At 61.7% G+C, this 18,081-nt stretch carries 16 protein-coding genes; 14 read left to right on the forward strand and 2 right to left on the reverse strand.

The window, feature by feature from the left end:
- Window positions 1-42 precede the first annotated feature (42 nt).
- From aspS to NHH73_04480, 13 genes are all read left to right on the forward strand, one after another.
- On the forward strand, window positions 43-1,842 hold the full coding sequence (gene aspS / locus NHH73_04420; GenBank protein ID USX27554.1) for an aspartate--tRNA ligase: 1,800 nt from the start codon (window positions 43-45) through the stop codon (window positions 1,840-1,842).
- Between the two features lie 65 nt (window positions 1,843-1,907).
- Window positions 1,908-2,363, forward strand: a complete 456-nt coding sequence (gene nudB / locus NHH73_04425; protein USX27555.1) for a dihydroneopterin triphosphate diphosphatase — start codon at window positions 1,908-1,910, stop codon at window positions 2,361-2,363.
- Window positions 2,364-2,450: 87 nt separating this feature from the next.
- Complete coding sequence (locus NHH73_04430; protein ID USX27556.1) at window positions 2,451-4,418, forward strand: M10 family metallopeptidase C-terminal domain-containing protein; 1,968 nt, start codon at window positions 2,451-2,453, stop codon at window positions 4,416-4,418.
- 144 nt (window positions 4,419-4,562) lie between these two features.
- Window positions 4,563-4,784, forward strand: a complete 222-nt coding sequence (locus NHH73_04435) for a DUF4160 domain-containing protein (protein ID USX27557.1) — start codon at window positions 4,563-4,565, stop codon at window positions 4,782-4,784.
- Entirely contained in the window at window positions 4,768-5,040 is a 273-nt protein-coding gene (locus tag NHH73_04440; protein USX27558.1) for a DUF2442 domain-containing protein, read from the forward strand. Before NHH73_04435 ends, NHH73_04440 begins: the two co-directional genes overlap by 17 nt.
- 68 nt (window positions 5,041-5,108) lie before the next feature.
- Complete coding sequence (locus tag NHH73_04445; GenBank protein ID USX27559.1) at window positions 5,109-5,936, forward strand: endonuclease/exonuclease/phosphatase family protein; 828 nt, start codon at window positions 5,109-5,111, stop codon at window positions 5,934-5,936.
- Between the two features lie 8 nt (window positions 5,937-5,944).
- Window positions 5,945-7,108, forward strand: coding sequence for a cardiolipin synthase ClsB (gene clsB / locus NHH73_04450; protein USX27560.1), 1,164 nt, complete (start codon window positions 5,945-5,947; stop codon window positions 7,106-7,108).
- Complete coding sequence (locus NHH73_04455) at window positions 7,105-7,479, forward strand: RNA-binding S4 domain-containing protein (GenBank protein USX27561.1); 375 nt, start codon at window positions 7,105-7,107, stop codon at window positions 7,477-7,479. Before clsB ends, NHH73_04455 begins: the two co-directional genes overlap by 4 nt.
- 234 nt (window positions 7,480-7,713) lie before the next feature.
- A complete protein-coding gene (locus NHH73_04460) occupies window positions 7,714-8,328 on the forward strand; it encodes a TetR/AcrR family transcriptional regulator (protein ID USX27562.1) in 615 nt (204 codons plus the stop codon).
- A 47-nt stretch (window positions 8,329-8,375) separates the two neighbouring features.
- Window positions 8,376-10,166: an acyl-CoA dehydrogenase C-terminal domain-containing protein gene (locus tag NHH73_04465; GenBank protein USX27563.1), complete on the forward strand. Its 1,791-nt coding sequence runs from the start codon at window positions 8,376-8,378 to the stop codon at window positions 10,164-10,166.
- A gap of 18 nt (window positions 10,167-10,184) precedes the next feature.
- Window positions 10,185-12,584, forward strand: a complete 2,400-nt coding sequence (locus tag NHH73_04470) for a 3-hydroxyacyl-CoA dehydrogenase/enoyl-CoA hydratase family protein (GenBank protein ID USX27564.1) — start codon at window positions 10,185-10,187, stop codon at window positions 12,582-12,584.
- 32 nt (window positions 12,585-12,616) lie between these two features.
- Window positions 12,617-13,813 (forward strand): acetyl-CoA C-acyltransferase, encoded by a 1,197-nt coding sequence (locus NHH73_04475; protein USX27565.1) that lies wholly within the window; start codon window positions 12,617-12,619, stop codon window positions 13,811-13,813.
- A gap of 68 nt (window positions 13,814-13,881) precedes the next feature.
- Window positions 13,882-14,655: an enoyl-CoA hydratase gene (locus NHH73_04480; protein USX27566.1), complete on the forward strand. Its 774-nt coding sequence runs from the start codon at window positions 13,882-13,884 to the stop codon at window positions 14,653-14,655.
- 46 nt (window positions 14,656-14,701) lie between these two features.
- On the opposite strand, the gene NHH73_04485 is transcribed toward NHH73_04480, so the two are convergent.
- Together NHH73_04485 and NHH73_04490 are read right to left on the reverse strand one after the other, a co-directional pair.
- Complete coding sequence (locus NHH73_04485; protein USX27567.1) at window positions 14,702-15,316, reverse strand: RES family NAD+ phosphorylase; 615 nt, start codon at window positions 15,314-15,316, stop codon at window positions 14,702-14,704.
- Window positions 15,317-16,090, reverse strand: a complete 774-nt coding sequence (locus NHH73_04490) for a hypothetical protein (protein USX27568.1) — start codon at window positions 16,088-16,090, stop codon at window positions 15,317-15,319.
- A 208-nt stretch (window positions 16,091-16,298) separates the two neighbouring features.
- On the opposite strand from NHH73_04490, the gene NHH73_04495 reads away from it, so the two are divergent.
- The gene (locus NHH73_04495) at window positions 16,299-17,906 is read left to right on the forward strand and encodes an alkaline phosphatase D family protein (protein USX27569.1); all 1,608 of its coding nucleotides are present in this window, start codon (window positions 16,299-16,301) and stop codon (window positions 17,904-17,906) included.
- Window positions 17,907-18,081: the final 175 nt, after the last annotated feature.

The following is an 18,081-nucleotide window of genomic DNA, read 5'->3' on the forward strand; positions in this document are numbered from 1 at the left end:
TCACGAGCAATCTAACCTGAACCGAGAAATAACATGTCCTCAATGCGTACTCACTACTGCGGCCTCACCACTGAAGCGCTGCTTGGCCAAACCGTCAGCCTGTGCGGCTGGGTACATCGTCGCCGCGACCACGGCGGCGTGATCTTCATCGACCTGCGCGACCGCGAGGGCCTGGTACAGATCGTTTGCAATCCGGAACAGGCCGAAGTCTTCAAGGCCGCCGAACACGTCCGCAACGAGTTCTGCCTGCGCGTGACCGGCGTGGTCAAGGACCGCCTGGCCGGCACCGTCAACGCCAACCTGAAGTCGGGCAAGATCGAAGTCGTCTGCTCGCAACTGGAGGTGCTGAACCCTTCCGTTGCCGTGCCGTTCCAGCTGGACGACGACAACCTGTCCGAAACCACCCGCCTGACCCACCGCGTGCTGGACCTGCGTCGTCCGCAGATGCAAAACAACCTGCGCCTGCGCTACAAGGTGACGATGGAAGTGCGCAAGTATCTGGACAACCTGGGCTTCATCGATATCGAAACGCCAATGCTGACCAAGTCGACCCCGGAAGGCGCGCGCGACTACCTGGTGCCGTCGCGCGTGAACGCCGGCAGCTTCTTCGCGCTGCCGCAGTCGCCGCAGCTGTTCAAGCAGTTGCTGATGGTCGCCAACTTCGACCGTTACTACCAGATCACCAAGTGCTTCCGCGACGAGGACCTGCGTGCCGACCGCCAGCCTGAATTCACCCAGATCGACTGCGAAACCTCGTTCCTGACCGAACAGGAAATCCGCGACCTGTTCGAGGAAATGATCCGCATCGTCTTCAAAAACACGATGGACGTCGACCTGCCGAACCCGTTCCCGGTGATGGACTTCTCCGAAGCCATGGGCAAATACGGTTCGGACAAGCCGGACATGCGCGTCAAGCTGTCGTTCACCGATCTGACCGACGTGATGAAGGACGTCGACTTCAAGGTCTTCTCGGGCGCCGCCAACATGCCCAACGGCCGTGTGGTCGGCCTGCGCGTGCCGAAGGGCGCCGACATGCCGCGTTCGGAAATCGACGCCTACACGCAGTTCGTGGCCATCTACGGCGCGCGCGGCCTGGCGTACATCAAGGTCAACGAAAAGGCCAAGGGCCGCGACGGCCTGCAATCGCCGATCGTCAAGAACCTGCACGACGCCGCCCTCGCCCAAGTGATCGAAATGACCGGCGCCGAAGACGGCGACCTGATCTTCTTCGGCGCCGACAAGGCCAAGGTCGTCAACGACGCCATCGGCGCGCTGCGCGTGAAGATCGGCCACAGCGAGTTCGGCAAGAACGCCGGCCTGTTCGACGACGTCTGGTCGCCGCTGTGGGTGGTCGACTTCCCGATGTTCGAACACGACGAAGAGAACGACCGCTGGACCGCGACCCACCATCCGTTCACCGCGCCGAAGGACGGCCACGAGGACATGCTGGAAACCAATCCGGGCGCCTGCATCGCCAAGGCCTACGACATGGTCTTGAACGGTTGGGAACTGGGTGGCGGTTCGATCCGTATCCACCGCGAGGAAGTGCAGTCGAAAGTGTTCCGCGCGTTGAAGATCGACGCCGACGAAGCGCGCCTGAAATTCGGCTTCCTGCTCGACGCGCTGCAATACGGCGCGCCGCCGCACGGTGGCCTGGCCTTCGGCCTGGACCGTATTGTGACCCTGATGACCAAGTCCGATTCGATCCGCGACGTGATCGCCTTCCCGAAAACCCAGCGCGCGCAGGATCTGCTGACCCAGGCGCCGTCGGAAGTGGACGAGAAGCAGTTGAAGGAACTGCACATCCGTCTGCGCGCCGTCGAGCCGAAAGTCGCCAGTTAATTAGTCTGGCATAATGAAAAGGCGCCAACGTTCGCACGTGGCGCCTTTTCTTTTGCCTGAAGCTTATGCCATACAAGATACCCGAATCCGTGCTGGTGGTGATCCACACCGCCGACCTGCAAGTGCTGCTGATCGAACGCGCCGACAAGCCAGGTTACTGGCAATCGGTGACCGGTTCGCTCGACGCCGTTGACGAGCCTTTGCTGGAGACGGCCGCGCGCGAATTGTTCGAGGAAACCGGCATCGTCGCCGACGGCGAGCGCATCGTGCTGCGCGACTGGCACTTGTCCAATATCTACACCATCTACCCGGTCTGGCGCCATCGCTACGCGCCGGGGGTGACGGAAAACACCGAGCATGTGTTCAGCGTGGAAGTGCCGCGCGATATCGCCATCACGCTCAGTCCGCGCGAGCATCTCCATCACGCGTGGATGCCGCACCTGGAAGCGGCCGATAAATGTTTTTCTTTCTCCAACGCCGAGGCGATCTTGCAACTGCCGCAACAAATTGTTATGAAATGAGTCATTCCGGCGTTTATTTATTGCCCGTCGGAAATTCATTGACTATACTCTTGTGACAGGGGCAATGGCCCGTCACCGGAGTCATTCATGAGCACGCCCACCACCTCCAGCCCCACGTCGTTCGTCCCGGACGCCGATGTCGTCCTGATCGATTCCCTGTTGTCCAGCTTCAAATGGGGCGGCGCGGCCGGCACCGGCGCCACCGTCACCTACAGCTTTCCGTGGACCACGGCGGTCGACGCCACCTACAGCGGTTCGGGCGGCACCGCGTATTCGCAGCTCGATGAGCCGAGCGGCACCCAGCATTTCGGCCTGAACGCTGTCCAGCAGGCGGCCGCTGCGGCGGCGCTGGGGGCTTGGTCCAGCGTCGCCAACATCACCCCTGCAAGGATCCAGGAAAGCAGCGCCGCCGTCGGCGATATCCGTTTCGGCTGGACCTCGTCGGCGGAACCGGTTAGCGACGGTTCGACCGCCTGGGGGTGGGCGTACTATCCGAACGCGGTGCACCCGAGCGGCGGCGATATCTGGATTCATGCCGGTCCGTCGGGCGTGACCGACCCCGACTGGACGGTGGGCAGCTACAACTACATGTCGCTGATGCATGAGTTGGGCCATGCGTTGGGCCTCAAGCATCCGTTCGAGGACGGGACGGTGATCAACCCCTTGCTCGCCAACCATCAATTCTCGATCATGGCCTACGATAGCGCCCTCTACAGCCAGTTCATCGATGTCACGGTCACCGCCAGCGGCCGCTCGTGGACCGCCCACGAGGTTGCGCCCGATACCCCGATGCTGTACGACATCGCCGCGATCCAGTATATGTACGGCGCCAACATGACCTACCACACCGGCAACGACACCTACACCTTCGATACGGCAACGCCGTTTCTGCGCACGATCTGGGACGCCGGCGGCAACGACACCATCTCCATCGCCAATTTCAGCGCGGGCAGCGAGATCGACTTACAGCAGGGGCATTACTCGTCGATTCACATCCCCTCCGACAGCACTGCGGGTTTCAACTGGTCCAGTCCGCCACCGGTGGGGGTCTACGACGGCACGGACAACCTGGCCATCGCCTTCGGCGCGGTGATCGAGAACGCCATCGGCGGCGCCGGCGACGACACCTTGATCGGCAACGGCGTCGCCAATCGGCTGCAGGGCAACGGCGGCAGCAATACCCTCGATGGCGGCGCCGGCATCGACACGGCCGTCTACAGCGGCAACTTTAGCGCCTACAGCATCGCCGCCAGCGGCAACGGCGGTTACACCGTGACGTCGCGCGCCAATCCGGGCCAGAGCGACACGCTCACCGGCATCGAGCGGTTGGCGCTGGCCGACGGCACGCTGTCGCTGGGCGCCGCCAGTCTGGCCGACGATCCGCTGCAGGCGCAATATGTCGCGCTGGCGCAAAAATTCTATGTCGGCTATTTCGGCCGGCCGGCCGACGCCGGCGGCCTGGCCAATATGGTGGCGCAGTTCGCGGCGGCCAGAGTGCCCACCACGATCGCCGAGTTCACCTCCGCCTACCAGACCGATAACACCGTCAAGACCTTGGTGAACGGCTTTGGCAACAGCACCGAGTCGGCCACGCTTTATCACGGCACCAACAGGGAGTTCGTCACGGCGATCTACCAGCATCTGCTGGGCAGGGCGCCCGCCGCCGAAGGCTTGAATTTCTGGACGAATGCGCTCGACGCCGACAACGGCCTGGCGCGCGGGCTGGCCGCGCTGAGCATCATGTCCGGCGCGGAACGCAACACCACGCCCCAGGGGCTGATCGACGCGGCGCTGATCGCCAACCGCGTCACCGTCGCCGCCAACTTCACCGCCAGCCTCGACCAGCCACGCGAAGTGGCCGGTTACGCCGGCGCGGTCGCTGCGGGTGTGGCGCGCGCCATGCTCGACGGTGTCGACCAAAACACCAGCGTGATCGCCTACCAGACCACCGTATTGAACACCACCAACACGCTGGCCGCCGGCGTGGTTGCCGGCGCGCCGGAATTGGTGCTGGTCGGCGTGGGCAGCTTCAGCCACGATCCGGTCTTCGCCTAAGACGGTTCCGCCGGCGCCGTTGGACGGTCGCCGGCCCCCGTTTTTGGCCACCGGGCGAGATTGTGCCGCATCAAATAGCGGCGGGCTGTGCCGCGCATACTTTGGAATTCGGAGCACCTTCCGGGGGATGTTGTGGCGACGCTGTTGCGGCTCAGAGGTTACCGTTTCTATTTTCACAGCCAGGTCACGGGCGAACCGCCGCACCTGCATGTGGACAAGGACCGCAAGTCCGCCAAGTTCTGGATCGAGAGCACGACGGTGGTGCGCAACGTGGGCTTCAGCCCGCTTGAAGTGCGCGAGATCACCCGCATCATCGTCGAGTACCGGCTGGATTTTCTGAGGATCTGGAATGACTACTACGCCTGACGAGCGTATCAGGACCGTGGTGTTCGAGGACCAGGCGCTGGTGGTCGGGCTGATGGACGGGCGACGCATCAGCACGCCGTTGGCATGGTATCCGCGCTTGGCGGGCGCCACCTCCGTGCAGCTGGATGAATGGGAAATCGTCGGCGCCGGCGACGCGCTGCACTGGGCGCGCTTCGATGAGGATCTCAGCGTGGCCGGCATGCTGCGCGGCTTCGCCGCCAACGGCAAGCGGGTTGATGAGGACGATCCGGGCTAACCGTGCGCGGATCGCTGTGTGCGTAGGCGAACACACGCGCAGGCGCACTCGGGGTTAGAATGTTCCGTATGAAAATCCGAGTTGCCACCTACAATATTCACAAGGGAGTGTCCTCCATCCGCGCCGAGCCGCGTGTGCTGGCACTAAAACAGGCTATCGGCCTGTTCAATGCCGATGTGGTTTTTTTGCAAGAGGTACAAGGCAAGCATGACCTCAAGGCCGCCAAGTACGGCGCCGAACAACTGGGCCAGAAGCATTGGCCCGCTGCGGCGCAGCATGAATATTTCGCCGGCGAGTCGCGCCATTTGCACGCCGCGTACGGCATGAACGCGGTCTACGACCACGGCCACCACGGCAACGCGCTGCTGAGCGCATTCCCCATCGCCAACATGGCCAACCACGACGTCTCCGACCACGCCTACGAACAGCGCGGCATCCTGCATTGCGTGCTCAACACCGAGCACGGGCTGGTGCATTGCTACGTGGTGCACCTGGGCCTGTTCGAGGCGGGCCGCCGCCGGCAGACGCAGGCGCTGATTTCGGCCGTGCGCGAGTCGGCGCCGGACGGCGAGCCGGTCATTATCGCAGGCGACTTCAACGACTGGCGCAACACCCTCAGCGGCGAGCTGCGCAACGCGCTGGGCGTGGTCGAGGCCTTTGACGAGCTGGGCACCAACGCGCAGGTCGACGGCATTCTGCGCACCTTGCGCCGCAAGGCCAGCCTGAAGGCCACCATCAACCCGGCGCGCACCTTCCCGTCGGCGCTGCCATTCTTCCGGCTCGACCGCATTTACGTGCGCGGCTTCAAGGTGGAATCAGCCGAGGTCATGCATGGCAGCCTGTGGGCCAAGCTGTCCGACCACGCGCCCATTGTGGCGTCGTTGTCGCTGGGGTAGGGCACGCCATGGGCTCCGTCAAACTGCTTGCCGATAACGAAGTCACGCTGCTGTACACCGGCACCGAGTTTTTCCCGGCGCTGATCGGCGCGATCGACGCGGCCCAGTACGAAGTCTATTTCGAGACCTACATCTTCGCCGACGACGAGACCGGCCAAAAAGTCCTGGCCGCGTTGTCCGCCGCCGCCCGGCGCGGTGTCGACGTACGCATGATCACCGACTGGTGGGGCACCGGACGCCGCAAAATCAACTGCATGCACGAGAAGCTCGAGGCCGCCGGCGTGCACCACCGCATCTTCAATCCGTGGTTTACGCGCGGCATCACGCGCACGCACCGCAAGATCTGCGTGGTCGACCGCGAGATCGCGCTGGTCGGCGGCATCAACATCAACGACGACATGTTCTGCGACTACAACCACGCGATCAGCCTGTCGGCGCCGCGCTGGGACTTCGCGGTGCAGGTGCGCGGCCCGCTGGTGGCGTCGATCCATCTGGAGGCGCAGACGCAGTGGCAACGCCTGGGCAAGATGGGCTTAATGAAGCGCATCAGTCTGTACCGCGATGCCCGCAAGGTCAACAAGATTGCCGCCGCCAACATGGTGCACGCCGGCTTCGTGGTGCGCGACAACCTGCGCAACCGCCGGACGATACAGCGCGCCTATCTGCAGGCGCTGGGCCGCGCGCGCAAAAGCGTGATGCTGGCCAACCCGTATTTCGCGCCTGGCCGTAAATTCCGCCACGCGCTGGCCGCCGCCGCCGAGCGCGGGGTCGAGGTGGTGTTGCTGATCGGCGTGGGCGAGATCTGGCTGCAGGACGCGGTGGCGCACTCGTTCTACCCGAAGCTGCTTGCGGCCGGCGTCAAAGTGGTGGAATATCACAAAACCCAGTTGCACGCCAAAGTGGCCGTCATCGACGACGACTGGGCGACCGTGGGTTCGAGCAATGTCGACGGCTTGAGCCTGTTTTTGAATCAGGAAGCGAACGTTATCATCAAGGATGCGGCCTTCGCGCAAAACCTGCGCCAGCACATCGAGGCGGCCGTGGCCGACGGCGTGGTCATCAGCTATGCCGACTTCGAGCACGTCGGGCGCTTCCGCCGCATCGGTTACGAAATCGCGTTCGTGTTTTACCGGACCGTGATGCGGTTGTTCTCCGTGGGGAAATACGCTTGAGCGATAGTGTCAGACTGGATAAATGGCTGTGGGCGGCGCGCTTTTTCAAGACGCGCTCGCTGGCCACGGACGCGGTGGACGCGGGCAAGGTCAAGGTCAACGGCGACAAGGTCAAGCCGGCGCGGACGGTGCGCATCGGCGACAAGCTGGACATTGACAACGGCTCGGACCGTTGGGAGATCGACGTGATGAACCTGTCCGACGTGCGGCAGGCGGCGCCGATCGCCCGCAATTTGTACGAAGAAACCGACGAGAGCGTCGAGCGGCGCGCCAACGTGGCCGAGAACCGCAAGATGTTCCGCGAGCCGAGCGCCGGTTTCAAAGGCCGTCCCACCAAGCGCGACCGCCGTCAAATGGGCAAGCTTTCATAACAGGCGTCAGCCGCCTGTGAGCGGCTTCCCGTATTCCCTTCATGCATCCTCTATTGCTGCGTCGCAGCAATAGACCCCCACCTCTAAATGTACTGTTTGACTTTTATCCCCCAGTGGATAATAGTACGAGCGTTCGCAATTTTTTCACACGGAGTAAACGAAGTGGAGCAAAATGTTCTTTTCTCCATGTAACTACACCTTGGGATGCAAGTTATTAATACCTCAACTAAATTTATGCGCAAGGGCGAGCTGACTCGCGCGGCGATCCTGGATGTGGCGCTGGACCTGGCCAGCCGGGACGGCCTCGAAGGCCTCACCATTGGATTGCTCGCGGATAAGATGAACATGAGCAAATCCGGCGTGTTCGCGCACTTCGGATCGCGTGAAGATTTGCAGTTGGAAGTGCTGAAGCTGTATCACCACCGTTTTGAGCAGGAAGTGTTTTTCCCCAGCGTGAAGGAGCCGCGCGGTTTGCAGCGTCTCCGCTCGATGTTCGCGCGCTGGGTCAAACGTGTCAGTGTGGAAGTGGCATCGGGCTGCATTTACATCAGCGGCGCGGTCGAGTACGACGACCGTCCGGGTCCGATCCGCGAGGAGTTGATGGCGATGGTCGGCGCCTGGCAGGGCGCGTTGCTGCGCTGCGTGAAGCAAGCCATCGAGTGCGGCGACCTGCAAGCGGACACCGATCCGCAGCAACTGGTCTACGAGATGTACGGCCTGATCCTGGCCCTGCACCACGATGCGCGTTTCCTGCGCATTCCGGGCAGCCTGGAGCGCGCCGGCGTCGGCTTCGAACGCTTGATCGTTTCCTACCGTAATGCAGAGGTCCCCCAGGCAGTTCCTCAATAACAAACAACGCATTTAAACTAATTTTAGTAGTCATCAGGAGAATAAACATGGGTCAATACGTCGCGCCAATCCGGGATATGCAATTCGTGCTGCACGAGCTGCTCAATGTGCAAGAAGAACTGAAGGCACTGCCGGACTACGCCGAAATCGATGCCGACATCATCAACCAGGTGCTGGAAGAAGGTGGCAAGTTCACGTCGGAAGTGCTGTTCCCGCTGAACCATTCGGGCGACCGCGAAGGCTGCAAGCACGACGCCGCGACCCACTCCGTGACGACGCCGAAAGGCTTCAAGGAAGCGTACAAGCAATACGTCGACGGCGGCTGGGCCGCGCTGGCGTGCGATCCTGAATACGGCGGCCAGGGCCTGCCGGTGCTGCTGAACAACTCGTTCTACGAAATGCTGAACTCGGCCAACCAGGCCTGGACCATGTACCCGGGCCTGTCGCACGGCGCCTACGAGTGCCTGAAGGAACACGGCACCGACGACCAAAAGAAAACCTACCTGCCGAAGCTGGTGTCGGGCGAGTGGACCGGCACCATGTGCCTGACCGAACCGCACTGCGGCACCGACCTGGGCCTGCTGCGCTCGAAGGCGCTGCCGCAGGCCGACGGTTCCTGGACCATCACCGGCAACAAGATCTTCATCTCGGCCGGCGAGCACGACATGGCTGAAAACATCCTGCACCTGGTGCTGGCCCGCGTGCCGGACGCGCCGGAAGGCTCGAAAGGCATCTCGCTGTTCCTGGTGCCGAAGTTCCTGCCGAAGGAAGACGGCTCGGTCGGCGAACGCAATCCGATCACCTGTGGCGCCATCGAAGAAAAAATGGGCATCCACGGCAACTCGACCTGCCAGATGAACCTGGACGGCGCCAAGGGCTGGATCATCGGCCAGCCGAACAAGGGCCTCAACGCCATGTTCGTGTTCATGAACGCGGCCCGCCTGGGCGTGGGCATGCAGTCGCTGGGCCTGACCGAAGTGGCTTACCAGAACGCGCTGATCTACGCCAAGGACCGCACGCAAATGCGCTCGCTGTCGGGCGTGAAGAATCCGGAACTGCCGGCCGACCGCATCATCGTGCACCCGGACGTGCGCCGTATGCTGCTGACCGGTAAGGCCTACGCCGAGGGCGCGCGCGCCTTCACTTCCTACGTCGCGCTGCAGATCGACCGCGAACTGCACCACCCGGACGAAGAAGTGCGCAAGGAAGCGGCCGACGAAGTCGCGCTGCTGACGCCGATCGTCAAGGCTTTCATCACCGACAACGCCTGGATCGCCACCTCGGAAGCGATGCAAGTGTTCGGCGGCCACGGCTACATCGCCGAATGGGGCATGGAGCAGTACGTGCGCGACGCCCGCATCAACCTGATCTACGAAGGCACCAACACCATCCAGTCGCTCGACCTGCTGGGTCGTAAGATCCTCGGCGACAACGGCGCCAAGCTGCGCAAGTTCGGCGAGAAGATCAAGGCGTTTGTCGAAGACAACGGCACCGACGAAGCGATGAGCGAATTCATCACCCCGCTGGGCGACCTGGGCGACAAAGTCACCAAGCTGACCATGGAAATCGGCATGAAAGCCTTCCAGAATCCGGACGAAGTCGGCGCCGCCTGCGTACCGTACCTGCGGGTTGTCGGCCATATGGTATACAGCTACTTCTTCGCGCAGATGGCGAAGATCGCACTGGCCAAAGAGGACAGCGGCGACAATTTCTACAAAGCCAAGCTGGCGACCGCACGCTTCTACTTCGCCCGCCTGCAGCCTGAAACCGCGACCTTGATCCGCCAGGCACGTTCGGGTTCCGCCAACCTGATGGCACTCGACGCCGACCTGTTCTAAGAGACTAGAGGAAACGACATGACCAATTTCATCGTTAAAAAAGTAGCCGTGCTGGGCGCCGGCGTGATGGGCGCGCAAATCGCCGCCCACTGCGTCAACGCCAAAGTACCCGTCGTCCTGTTCGACCTGCCGGCCAAGGAAGGCCCGAAGAACGGCATCGTTCTGAAAGCCATCGAGAACCTGAAGAAACTGTCGCCGGCGCCGCTGGGCAACAAGGACCACGCCGCGCTGATCGAAGTGGCCAACTACGAGGACGACCTGGCCAAGCTGGCCGAGTGCGACCTGATCATCGAAGCCATCGCCGAGCGCATGGACTGGAAGCACGACCTGTACAAGAAGGTCGCGCCGCACATCAGCGCCAATGCCATTTTCGCCTCGAACACCTCGGGCCTCTCGATCACCAAGTTGTCGGAAGGTTTCGACGCCGACCTGAAATCGCGCTACTGCGGCGTGCACTTCTTCAACCCGCCGCGCTACATGCATCTGGTCGAGATCATCCCGACCGAAGCGACCAAGCCGGAAATCGCCGACCAGCTCGAAGGCTTCCTGACCACCACGCTGGGCAAGGGCGTTGTGCGCGCGAAAGACACGCCTAATTTCATCGCCAACCGCGTTGGCGTGTTCGGCATCCTGGCGATCGTGCACGAAGCCGAGAAGTTCGGCCTGTCCGTCGACGTGGTCGACGACCTGACCGGCGCCAAGCTGGGCCGCGCCAAGTCGGGCACCTTCCGCACCGCCGACGTCGTCGGTCTGGACACGATGGGCCATGTGATCAAAACCATGCAGGACAACCTGCCGAACGATCCCTTCGCCGCCGTCTACAAGACGCCGGAAGTGCTGGCCAAGCTGGTCGAGAAGGGTGCGCTGGGCCAGAAGTCCGGCGCCGGTTTCTATAAAAAGGTCGGCAAGGACATCCAGCGTCTGGATTTCGCCACCGGTGAATACGTCGCCGGCGGCGGCAAGGCCGCCGACATCATCGCCCGCATCTTGAAGGAAAAAGATCCGGTCAAGAAAATGAAAGCGCTGCGCGAATCGACCAACCCACAGGGCCAGTTCCTGTGGGCGATCTTCCGCGACGCCTTCCACTACATCGCCGTGCACCTCGACACCGTGGCCGACAACGCGCGCGACATCGACTTCGCCATGCGCTGGGGCTTCGGCTGGACCACCGGTCCGTTCGAGACGTGGCAGGCGGCAGGCTGGACGCAAGTCGCCCAATGGGTCAAGGAAGACATCGACGCCGGCAACGCGCTGTGCAACGCACCGCTGCCGGCTTGGGTGTTCGAAGGCCCGGTCGCTGAAAAAGGCGGCGTCCACACGCCGGAAGGTTCGTACTCGGCCGTCTCGAAATCGTTCGTGCCGCGCTCGACTTTGTCGGTCTACGACCGCCAGGTGTTCCGCGCGCCGGTGTTCGGTAGCGGCGAGATCGACGGCAAGAAAGCCGGCACCACCGTGCATGAAGACGACGACGTGCGCCTGTGGCACACCGGCGACGACGTGCTGATCATCTCGCTCAAAACCAAGATGCACGTGATCAGCCCTGGCGTCATCGCCGGCTACCGCAAGGCGTTGGCCGAAGCGGAGAAGAACTTCAAGGGCCTGGTCATCTGGAATTCGGACGCGGCCGAAGGCGGCGCGTTCTCGGCCGGCGCCGACCTGCAATCGGCGTTGCCTGCGTTCATGCAGGGCGGCGCCAAAGCGGTCGACCCGATCATCAGCGAACTGCAAAACACCTTCATGGCGATGAAATACTCGAACGTGCCGGTGGTGGCCGCCGTGGCCGGGCTGGCGCTGGGCGGCGGTTGCGAAATGGCGCTGCACGCATCCAAGCGCGTGGCCTCGATCGAGTCGTACATCGGCCTGGTCGAAGTGGGCGTCGGCCTGATCCCGGCCGGCGGCGGCCTGAAGGAAGCGGCATTGCGCGCCTTCAAGGAAGCCAAGGGCAACGACATCCTGCAATTCCTGAAAACCGGCTTCACCAACGCGGCCACGGCCAACGTGTCGAAGTCTGCGCTGGAGGCGCAGGCGATGGGCTACCTGAAGGAAGACGACGTCATCGTCTTCAACCCGTACGAGCTGCTGCACGTGGCCAAGGTTGAAGCGCGCGCCATGTTCGACAAGGGTTATCGTCCGCCGTTGAAGACGCCGATCCAGGTCACCGGCCGCTACGGCTGGGGCACCATCAAGGCGCAACTGGTCAATATGCGCGACGGCGGCTTCATCTCCGCGCACGACTTCAAGCTGGGCGACATGATCGCCGAGATCGTCTCCGGCGGCGACATCGACCAGGGTTCGTTCGTCAGCGAGCAGTGGATCCTCGACATGGAGCGTAAAGCCTTCCTGGAACTGCTGAACCATCCGAAGACGCAAGAGCGGATCATGGGCATGATGCAAACCGGTAAGCCGGTCCGCAACTAAGCCGCCGACCGATACTGAACAGGAAGAACATAATGAGCAAACAAATTCAAGACGCATACATCGTCTCCGCCACCCGCACCCCGATCGGCAAGGCGCCGCGCGGCATGTTCAACAAGACCCGCCCGGACGACCTGCTGGTGCGCGTGCTGCAATCGGCGCTGGCGCAGGCGCCAGGCCTGGACCCGGCGCTGATCACCGACGCCATCATCGGCTGCTCGTTCCCGGAAGCGGAGCAGGGCTTCAACATCGCCCGTCAAGCGGTGCTGCTGGCCGGCCTGCCGAAGACCGTCGGCGGCGTCACCATCAACCGTTATTGCGCCTCGGGCATCACGGCGCTGGCCATGGCCGCCGACCGCATCCGCGTCGGTGAAGCCGACGCCATGATCGCCGGCGGCGTCGAATCGATGTCGATGGTGCCGATGATGGGCCACCACCCATCGATGAACCTGAACATGTTCACCGACGAAAACGTCGGCATGGCTTACGGCATGGGTCTGACCGCCGAGAAAGTGGCGACGCAGTGGAAAGTGTCGCGCGAAGCGCAGGACGCATTCGCCGTCGAATCGCACCGCCGCGCCATCGCCGCGCAGCAGGCCGGTTTCTTCAAGGACGAGACCACGCCGGTCGAAATCATCACCCGTACGCCGGACCTGAGCACCGGCGAGATCAAGGTCAAGACCCGCACCGTCGACACCGACGAAGGCGCCCGCGCCGACTCGACGATGGAATCGCTGGCCAAGCTGAAGCCCGTGTTTGCCGCCAAGGGTTCGGTCACCGCCGCCAACAGCTCACAGATGTCCGACGGCGCCGGCGCGCTGCTGGTCGTGTCGGAGAAATTCCTGCGCGAGCACAACCTGACGCCGCTGGCCAAGTTCTCGTCGTTCGCCGTCAAGGGCGTGCCGCCGGAAATCATGGGCATCGGTCCGAAGTTCGCGATTCCCGACGCCTGCAAGGCCGCCGGCATCACCCAGGACCAGCTGGACTGGATCGAGCTGAACGAAGCGTTCGCCGCGCAGGCGCTGGCCGTCATCGGCGACCTGGGCCTGGATCCGGCGAAAGTGAACCCGATGGGCGGCGCGATCGCCCTGGGCCACCCGCTGGGCGCGACCGGCGCGATTCGCGCCGCGACCGTGGTGCACGCGCTGCGCCGTAACAACCTGAAGTACGGCATGGTGACGATGTGCGTCGGCGCCGGCATGGGCGCGGCCGGTATCATCGAACGCGTATAAATCTGACCGGGTAATCAAAAAGAGGGCGCTGTCGGGCAACCACGGCGCCCTTGTCATATGGAGATAGCATGGATATTTTGAGCAGCAAGGAAAACGGCGTCCTGACCCTGGAATTCAACCGCCCGGAACGCAAGAACGCGATCACCGCCGCGATGTACCAGACCATGGCCGACGCCATCAACGCAGCGGAGCAGGACGCGGCCGTGCGCGCCATCCTGATCGTCGGCAAGCCGGAGATCTTCACTGCCGGCAATGACCTGGAAGACTTCATGAAAACGTCGCCGTCGACCGGCGCGCTCGAAGACCGTTCGGTGTACAAATTCATGATGGCATTGACCGGCACGACCAAGCCGGTGGTCGCCGCCGTGGCCGGCGCCGCCGTCGGCATCGGCACCACCTTGCTGATGCACTGCGACCTGGTCTACGCCGCCGACACGGCCAAGTTCTCGATGCCGTTCGCGCAGCTGGGGCTGTGCCCGGAGTTTGCCTCCAGCGTGCTGCTGACGCAAATCGCCGGCTATCCGCGCGCGGCCGAAAAGCTGATGCTGGGCGAAGCGTTCCTGGCGCAGGAGGCGATGGAAATGGGGCTGGTGTCGCGCGTGTTGCCGGCCGCCGAGTTGCTGGCGTTCGCGCAAGGGCAGGCGGCCAAGCTGGTAGCCTTGCCGGCCAGCTCGATCCGCGCCACCAAGCAACTCATGAAGGCCAGCCGCAACGCGCTCGTCAGCGAAACCATCACCGCCGAGAACAGGCTGTTCAGCGCGATGCTGACGGCGCCTGAGGCCAAGGAGGCGTTCACCGCGTTCTTCCAGAAGCGCAAGCCGGATTTCAGCCAGTTCGCTTGAAGGTATATTGGTGCGGAGTAAGCTCGCTTTCTGAGGCGTGGTCACATCAGGTCACACTGATACTAAAGCTGGTTATCGCCCGCACCAGCTCCGGTGCTTGAGCGAGCGGTATTGCAGGTCCAACCGGGATCAGCTTGCTTGCCGCCCTGTCAAAGAGGATCACAGCTTGTTCGTTCGGTAGATGGCGGGACACATAAATGAAGCCGTCAACGTTGAGAGGGTTGTCGAAGACAGCCTTCGCCCACGTTTGCGATATCTTGTAGCTGCTGGTGCCCGTCAGCGCGGCATGCCCGCCCATTTTTATCAGTAAGTGACCTGTCAAATCGAACAGGTTCAAATGTGCCGAAAAACGATGCACCCAGCGTCTGTCAATTTCTGACTTAGCGATGCCGAATTTACCTCTCCTTGGTACTGCGTCATGGAGCAGCGATTCCGCAAGTGCGACGTCAAAACTAAGGCCGAGATAGCAACAAGAATATTCGGCTGCGCCACATGCGCAGCCTGGCGCATCGAAGCGGTTCGCGCCGCTTTTACCGAAGTAAGGTTCGCCGGTTTCAAAGCCCGAAATCCTCAACAACTCCGGTACTGGCAATGGCACTATTGCGATATCTGTGTTTGTTGAAAGAGATTTGTCAGGCTTTCTTAAACGAAGGGCACCCAATCAAGCCTCCAGAAACGCGGTCGCCGCAGCCAATACTTCGTCGTACCTTCCCTTTCGAAGCGCCTCTACAGGCGTTTTTTTTCCTAACGAGAGACGCGGATTCGTAAAGAATTGCCATTTGCTTGACCCCGCCAAATGACCGAGCGCTTTGCTCACAGCCTGGAGCTTGCGGCGATCTATGCTGGCGTCTGCAAAGAATGCTGGATAGAGTTTTTTGCCGGACTCGCCATCCAGAGAGAACATCCGCATCTCGGCTACGGCTTTGTTAATCGCCTGTCGAGTCAAGCCCATTCGATCAGCCAGCGCGCCAGAGTCAATCAACTCTCCTTTCTCCTCTAGTTTGGATCTGTGTTCGAGTTCCTTTTTCGCAAACTGGTCAAGAAATTCCTCGTTTTCATTTCGAATTGCGTCCTCGCTGGCTGGGGCATCGATTCCGGGGGCTTTCGAAATTACTTCAGTGGCGGACTGGTGTTGGAGGCGAGCGAAAATGTCAGCTACTTGTTCCCAACGCACATCAGGGGCACGCTGAAACTCCAGCAGTAGTGAATCCACTTTGGAAGCTTTTTCTTTTGGTTCACGATTGGGCGTGTCCTTGATATAAACCAAAAAGTAGCCATCGCCAAGATCGGCGCTCCCGCTGATGATCCCGCCAGTTGTGATTTGCTTTTCACTTTTTGGTTGCGCCGAAGTTGGCGCGTGATGGGTGCGTTTCGACTTCATGATGGGACGTGAGATTTTCGGGTCTCCCAGCTTTGCAGCTCCCTGTTTCGACATGACGCCCTCCTGTTCCTGGTTCCCTCATTGTACTCCGCTACGACTTCGTGGCAACCAAAACAACCAAAACAACGAAAGAGGTCAGCGGCATCAGGTCGAGCTGAGTCTGGTTACGCCGTGTCGCCGGGCCGCCCGTTCCGTTGACAATTTCATCGTCCTGTCATATTAAAAACCTAAGCTTGTCCGCTCTTAAATGATCGGAGCAAGCATGACTTCATCGATTTCGCGTCGCAGTTTCCTGGCCCAAGGTGGGGTATTGGTGGGCAGTTCGGCCTTGGGCGGCCCGCTGTTGCTTGGGGGCTGCGGCGGCAGCACCACCCCGATCGCCATCGGTGTCAGCGAGAACGAACGGCCCAAGATGCCCTCGGGAATACAGTTCGGCGACATTGCGGACAACCGCGCGATCATCTGGAGCCGGAGCGACCGTAACGCGCAGATGATTGTCGAATACGATACCAGCGACCGTTTCAGCAACGCCAGCCGCATCGTCGGCCCCACCGCCAGCGACGCCACCGATTTCACAACCCGTGTCGACTTGGGCGGCTTGCCCGCCGGCCAAACGGTATTCGTGCGCGTGCGCTACGTGGATCCCAACAATTCGAAAATCGAAAGCGAAACCATCTCGGGCCAATTCAGGACCACTCCTGCTGCCGATGCAACCCGGGCCGTGCGTTTTCACTGGAGCGGCGACCAGTGCGGCCAGGGCTGGGGCATCAATACCGAGTTTGGCGGCATGAAAATCTACGAAGCGATGCGTTTGCGCGACCCGGACTTTTTCATCCACAACGGCGACACGATTTATGCCGACGGCCCGATCCTGGCCCAGGTCACGGCGGAAAACGGCAAGGTCTGGCGTAATCTGGTCACGGAAGAAGTCAGCAAGGTCGCCGAAACGCTGAAGGAATACCGTGGCCGCCATGCCTACAATATGATGGATGCGAACTTCCGCAAGTTCGCCGCCCAGGTGCCGCAGGTCTGGCAATGGGACGATCACGAAGTGACCAATAACTATAGCGCTTCCAAGGATTTATCGGCCGACGCGCGCTACACCGAAAAAAGCATCGCGACCCTCACCACCCGTGGCAGACGCGCCTTCCTGGAATATGCGCCCATGCGCTATTACAAGCAAAGCGAACCGCAGCGCATTTATCGCACCATCTCGCACGGTCCGCTGCTGGACGTGTTCGTCGTGGACATGCGCAGCTACCGTGGTCCGAACAGCACCAACCTGCAAACCGCTGAAGACGCCAGTTCGGCGTTTTTGGGTCGTGAGCAGGTGGAATGGCTGATCGCCGCGTTGAAGGCCTCGACCGCGACCTGGAAAGTCATCTCCGCCGACATGCCCATCGGCCTGAACGTCGGCGACGGCAAGAATGCCCAGGGTGAGGCGTTGTGGGAAGCACTCGCCAACGGCAACGACGGGCTTCCCCTCGGCCGCGAACTCGAAATGGCTCGCCTGCTCAGTAGCATTAAGGCAGTGCCCAACGTGGTCTGGATCACCACTGACGTTCACTACTGCGCCGCCCACTACTACGATCCCGCCCAGGCCAAGTTCACGAATTTTTCCCCATTCTGGGAATTCGTCGCCGGCCCGATGAATGCCGGCACCTTCGGCCCGGGCGTGCTCGACAAGACCTTCGGCCCCACAGCCGTATTCTCGAAAAGCCCGCTGATTCAGAACTCCTCGCCGTTTGCCGGCTACCAGTTCTTTGGTGAAGTCAATATCGACCCGCAAACCAAGGCGATGAAGGTCGAGCTGTTCAACCTCGACGGCGTCTCGCAGTTTGCACAGACGCTGCCGGCGGTGGGTGTTTAAACCATAGACCGGTAGCGCGCAGGCCAGCAGCGGGCGTCAGACTACGGTGTGGTCTGGCGCCCGTCAGCATTTTTATCTCCTTTTATTCCTCTTTATTCCGGCTTCGATAACGTTATCCCCAGCGGGATAATCGTCAATAAAAAAACCGGGGGTCAGTGCCGACATTCGGACAAAT

The sequence above is a fragment of the Oxalobacteraceae bacterium OTU3CINTB1 genome (genome assembly GCA_024123955.1).
GTDB lineage: Bacteria > Pseudomonadota > Gammaproteobacteria > Burkholderiales > Burkholderiaceae_D > Rugamonas.

What these genes read in the sequence shown, in the direction of transcription:
- aspS (USX27554.1), top strand. Translation starts at nt 43, where the DNA reads ATGCGTACTCACTACTGCGGCCTCACCACTGAAGCGCTGCTTGGCCAA.
- NHH73_04490 (USX27568.1), bottom strand. Translation starts at nt 16,090, where the DNA reads ATGTCGAAACAGGGAGCTGCAAAGCTGGGAGACCCGAAAATCTCACGT.
- nudB (USX27555.1), top strand. Translation starts at nt 1,908, where the DNA reads ATGCCATACAAGATACCCGAATCCGTGCTGGTGGTGATCCACACCGCC.
- NHH73_04465 (USX27563.1), top strand. Translation starts at nt 8,376, where the DNA reads ATGGGTCAATACGTCGCGCCAATCCGGGATATGCAATTCGTGCTGCAC.
- NHH73_04460 (USX27562.1), top strand. Translation starts at nt 7,714, where the DNA reads ATGCGCAAGGGCGAGCTGACTCGCGCGGCGATCCTGGATGTGGCGCTG.
- NHH73_04445 (USX27559.1), top strand. Translation starts at nt 5,109, where the DNA reads ATGAAAATCCGAGTTGCCACCTACAATATTCACAAGGGAGTGTCCTCC.
- NHH73_04440 (USX27558.1), top strand. Translation starts at nt 4,768, where the DNA reads ATGACTACTACGCCTGACGAGCGTATCAGGACCGTGGTGTTCGAGGAC.
- NHH73_04470 (USX27564.1), top strand. Translation starts at nt 10,185, where the DNA reads ATGACCAATTTCATCGTTAAAAAAGTAGCCGTGCTGGGCGCCGGCGTG.
- clsB (USX27560.1), top strand. Translation starts at nt 5,945, where the DNA reads ATGGGCTCCGTCAAACTGCTTGCCGATAACGAAGTCACGCTGCTGTAC.
- NHH73_04430 (USX27556.1), top strand. Translation starts at nt 2,451, where the DNA reads ATGAGCACGCCCACCACCTCCAGCCCCACGTCGTTCGTCCCGGACGCC.
- NHH73_04480 (USX27566.1), top strand. Translation starts at nt 13,882, where the DNA reads ATGGATATTTTGAGCAGCAAGGAAAACGGCGTCCTGACCCTGGAATTC.
- NHH73_04475 (USX27565.1), top strand. Translation starts at nt 12,617, where the DNA reads ATGAGCAAACAAATTCAAGACGCATACATCGTCTCCGCCACCCGCACC.
- NHH73_04495 (USX27569.1), top strand. Translation starts at nt 16,299, where the DNA reads ATGACTTCATCGATTTCGCGTCGCAGTTTCCTGGCCCAAGGTGGGGTA.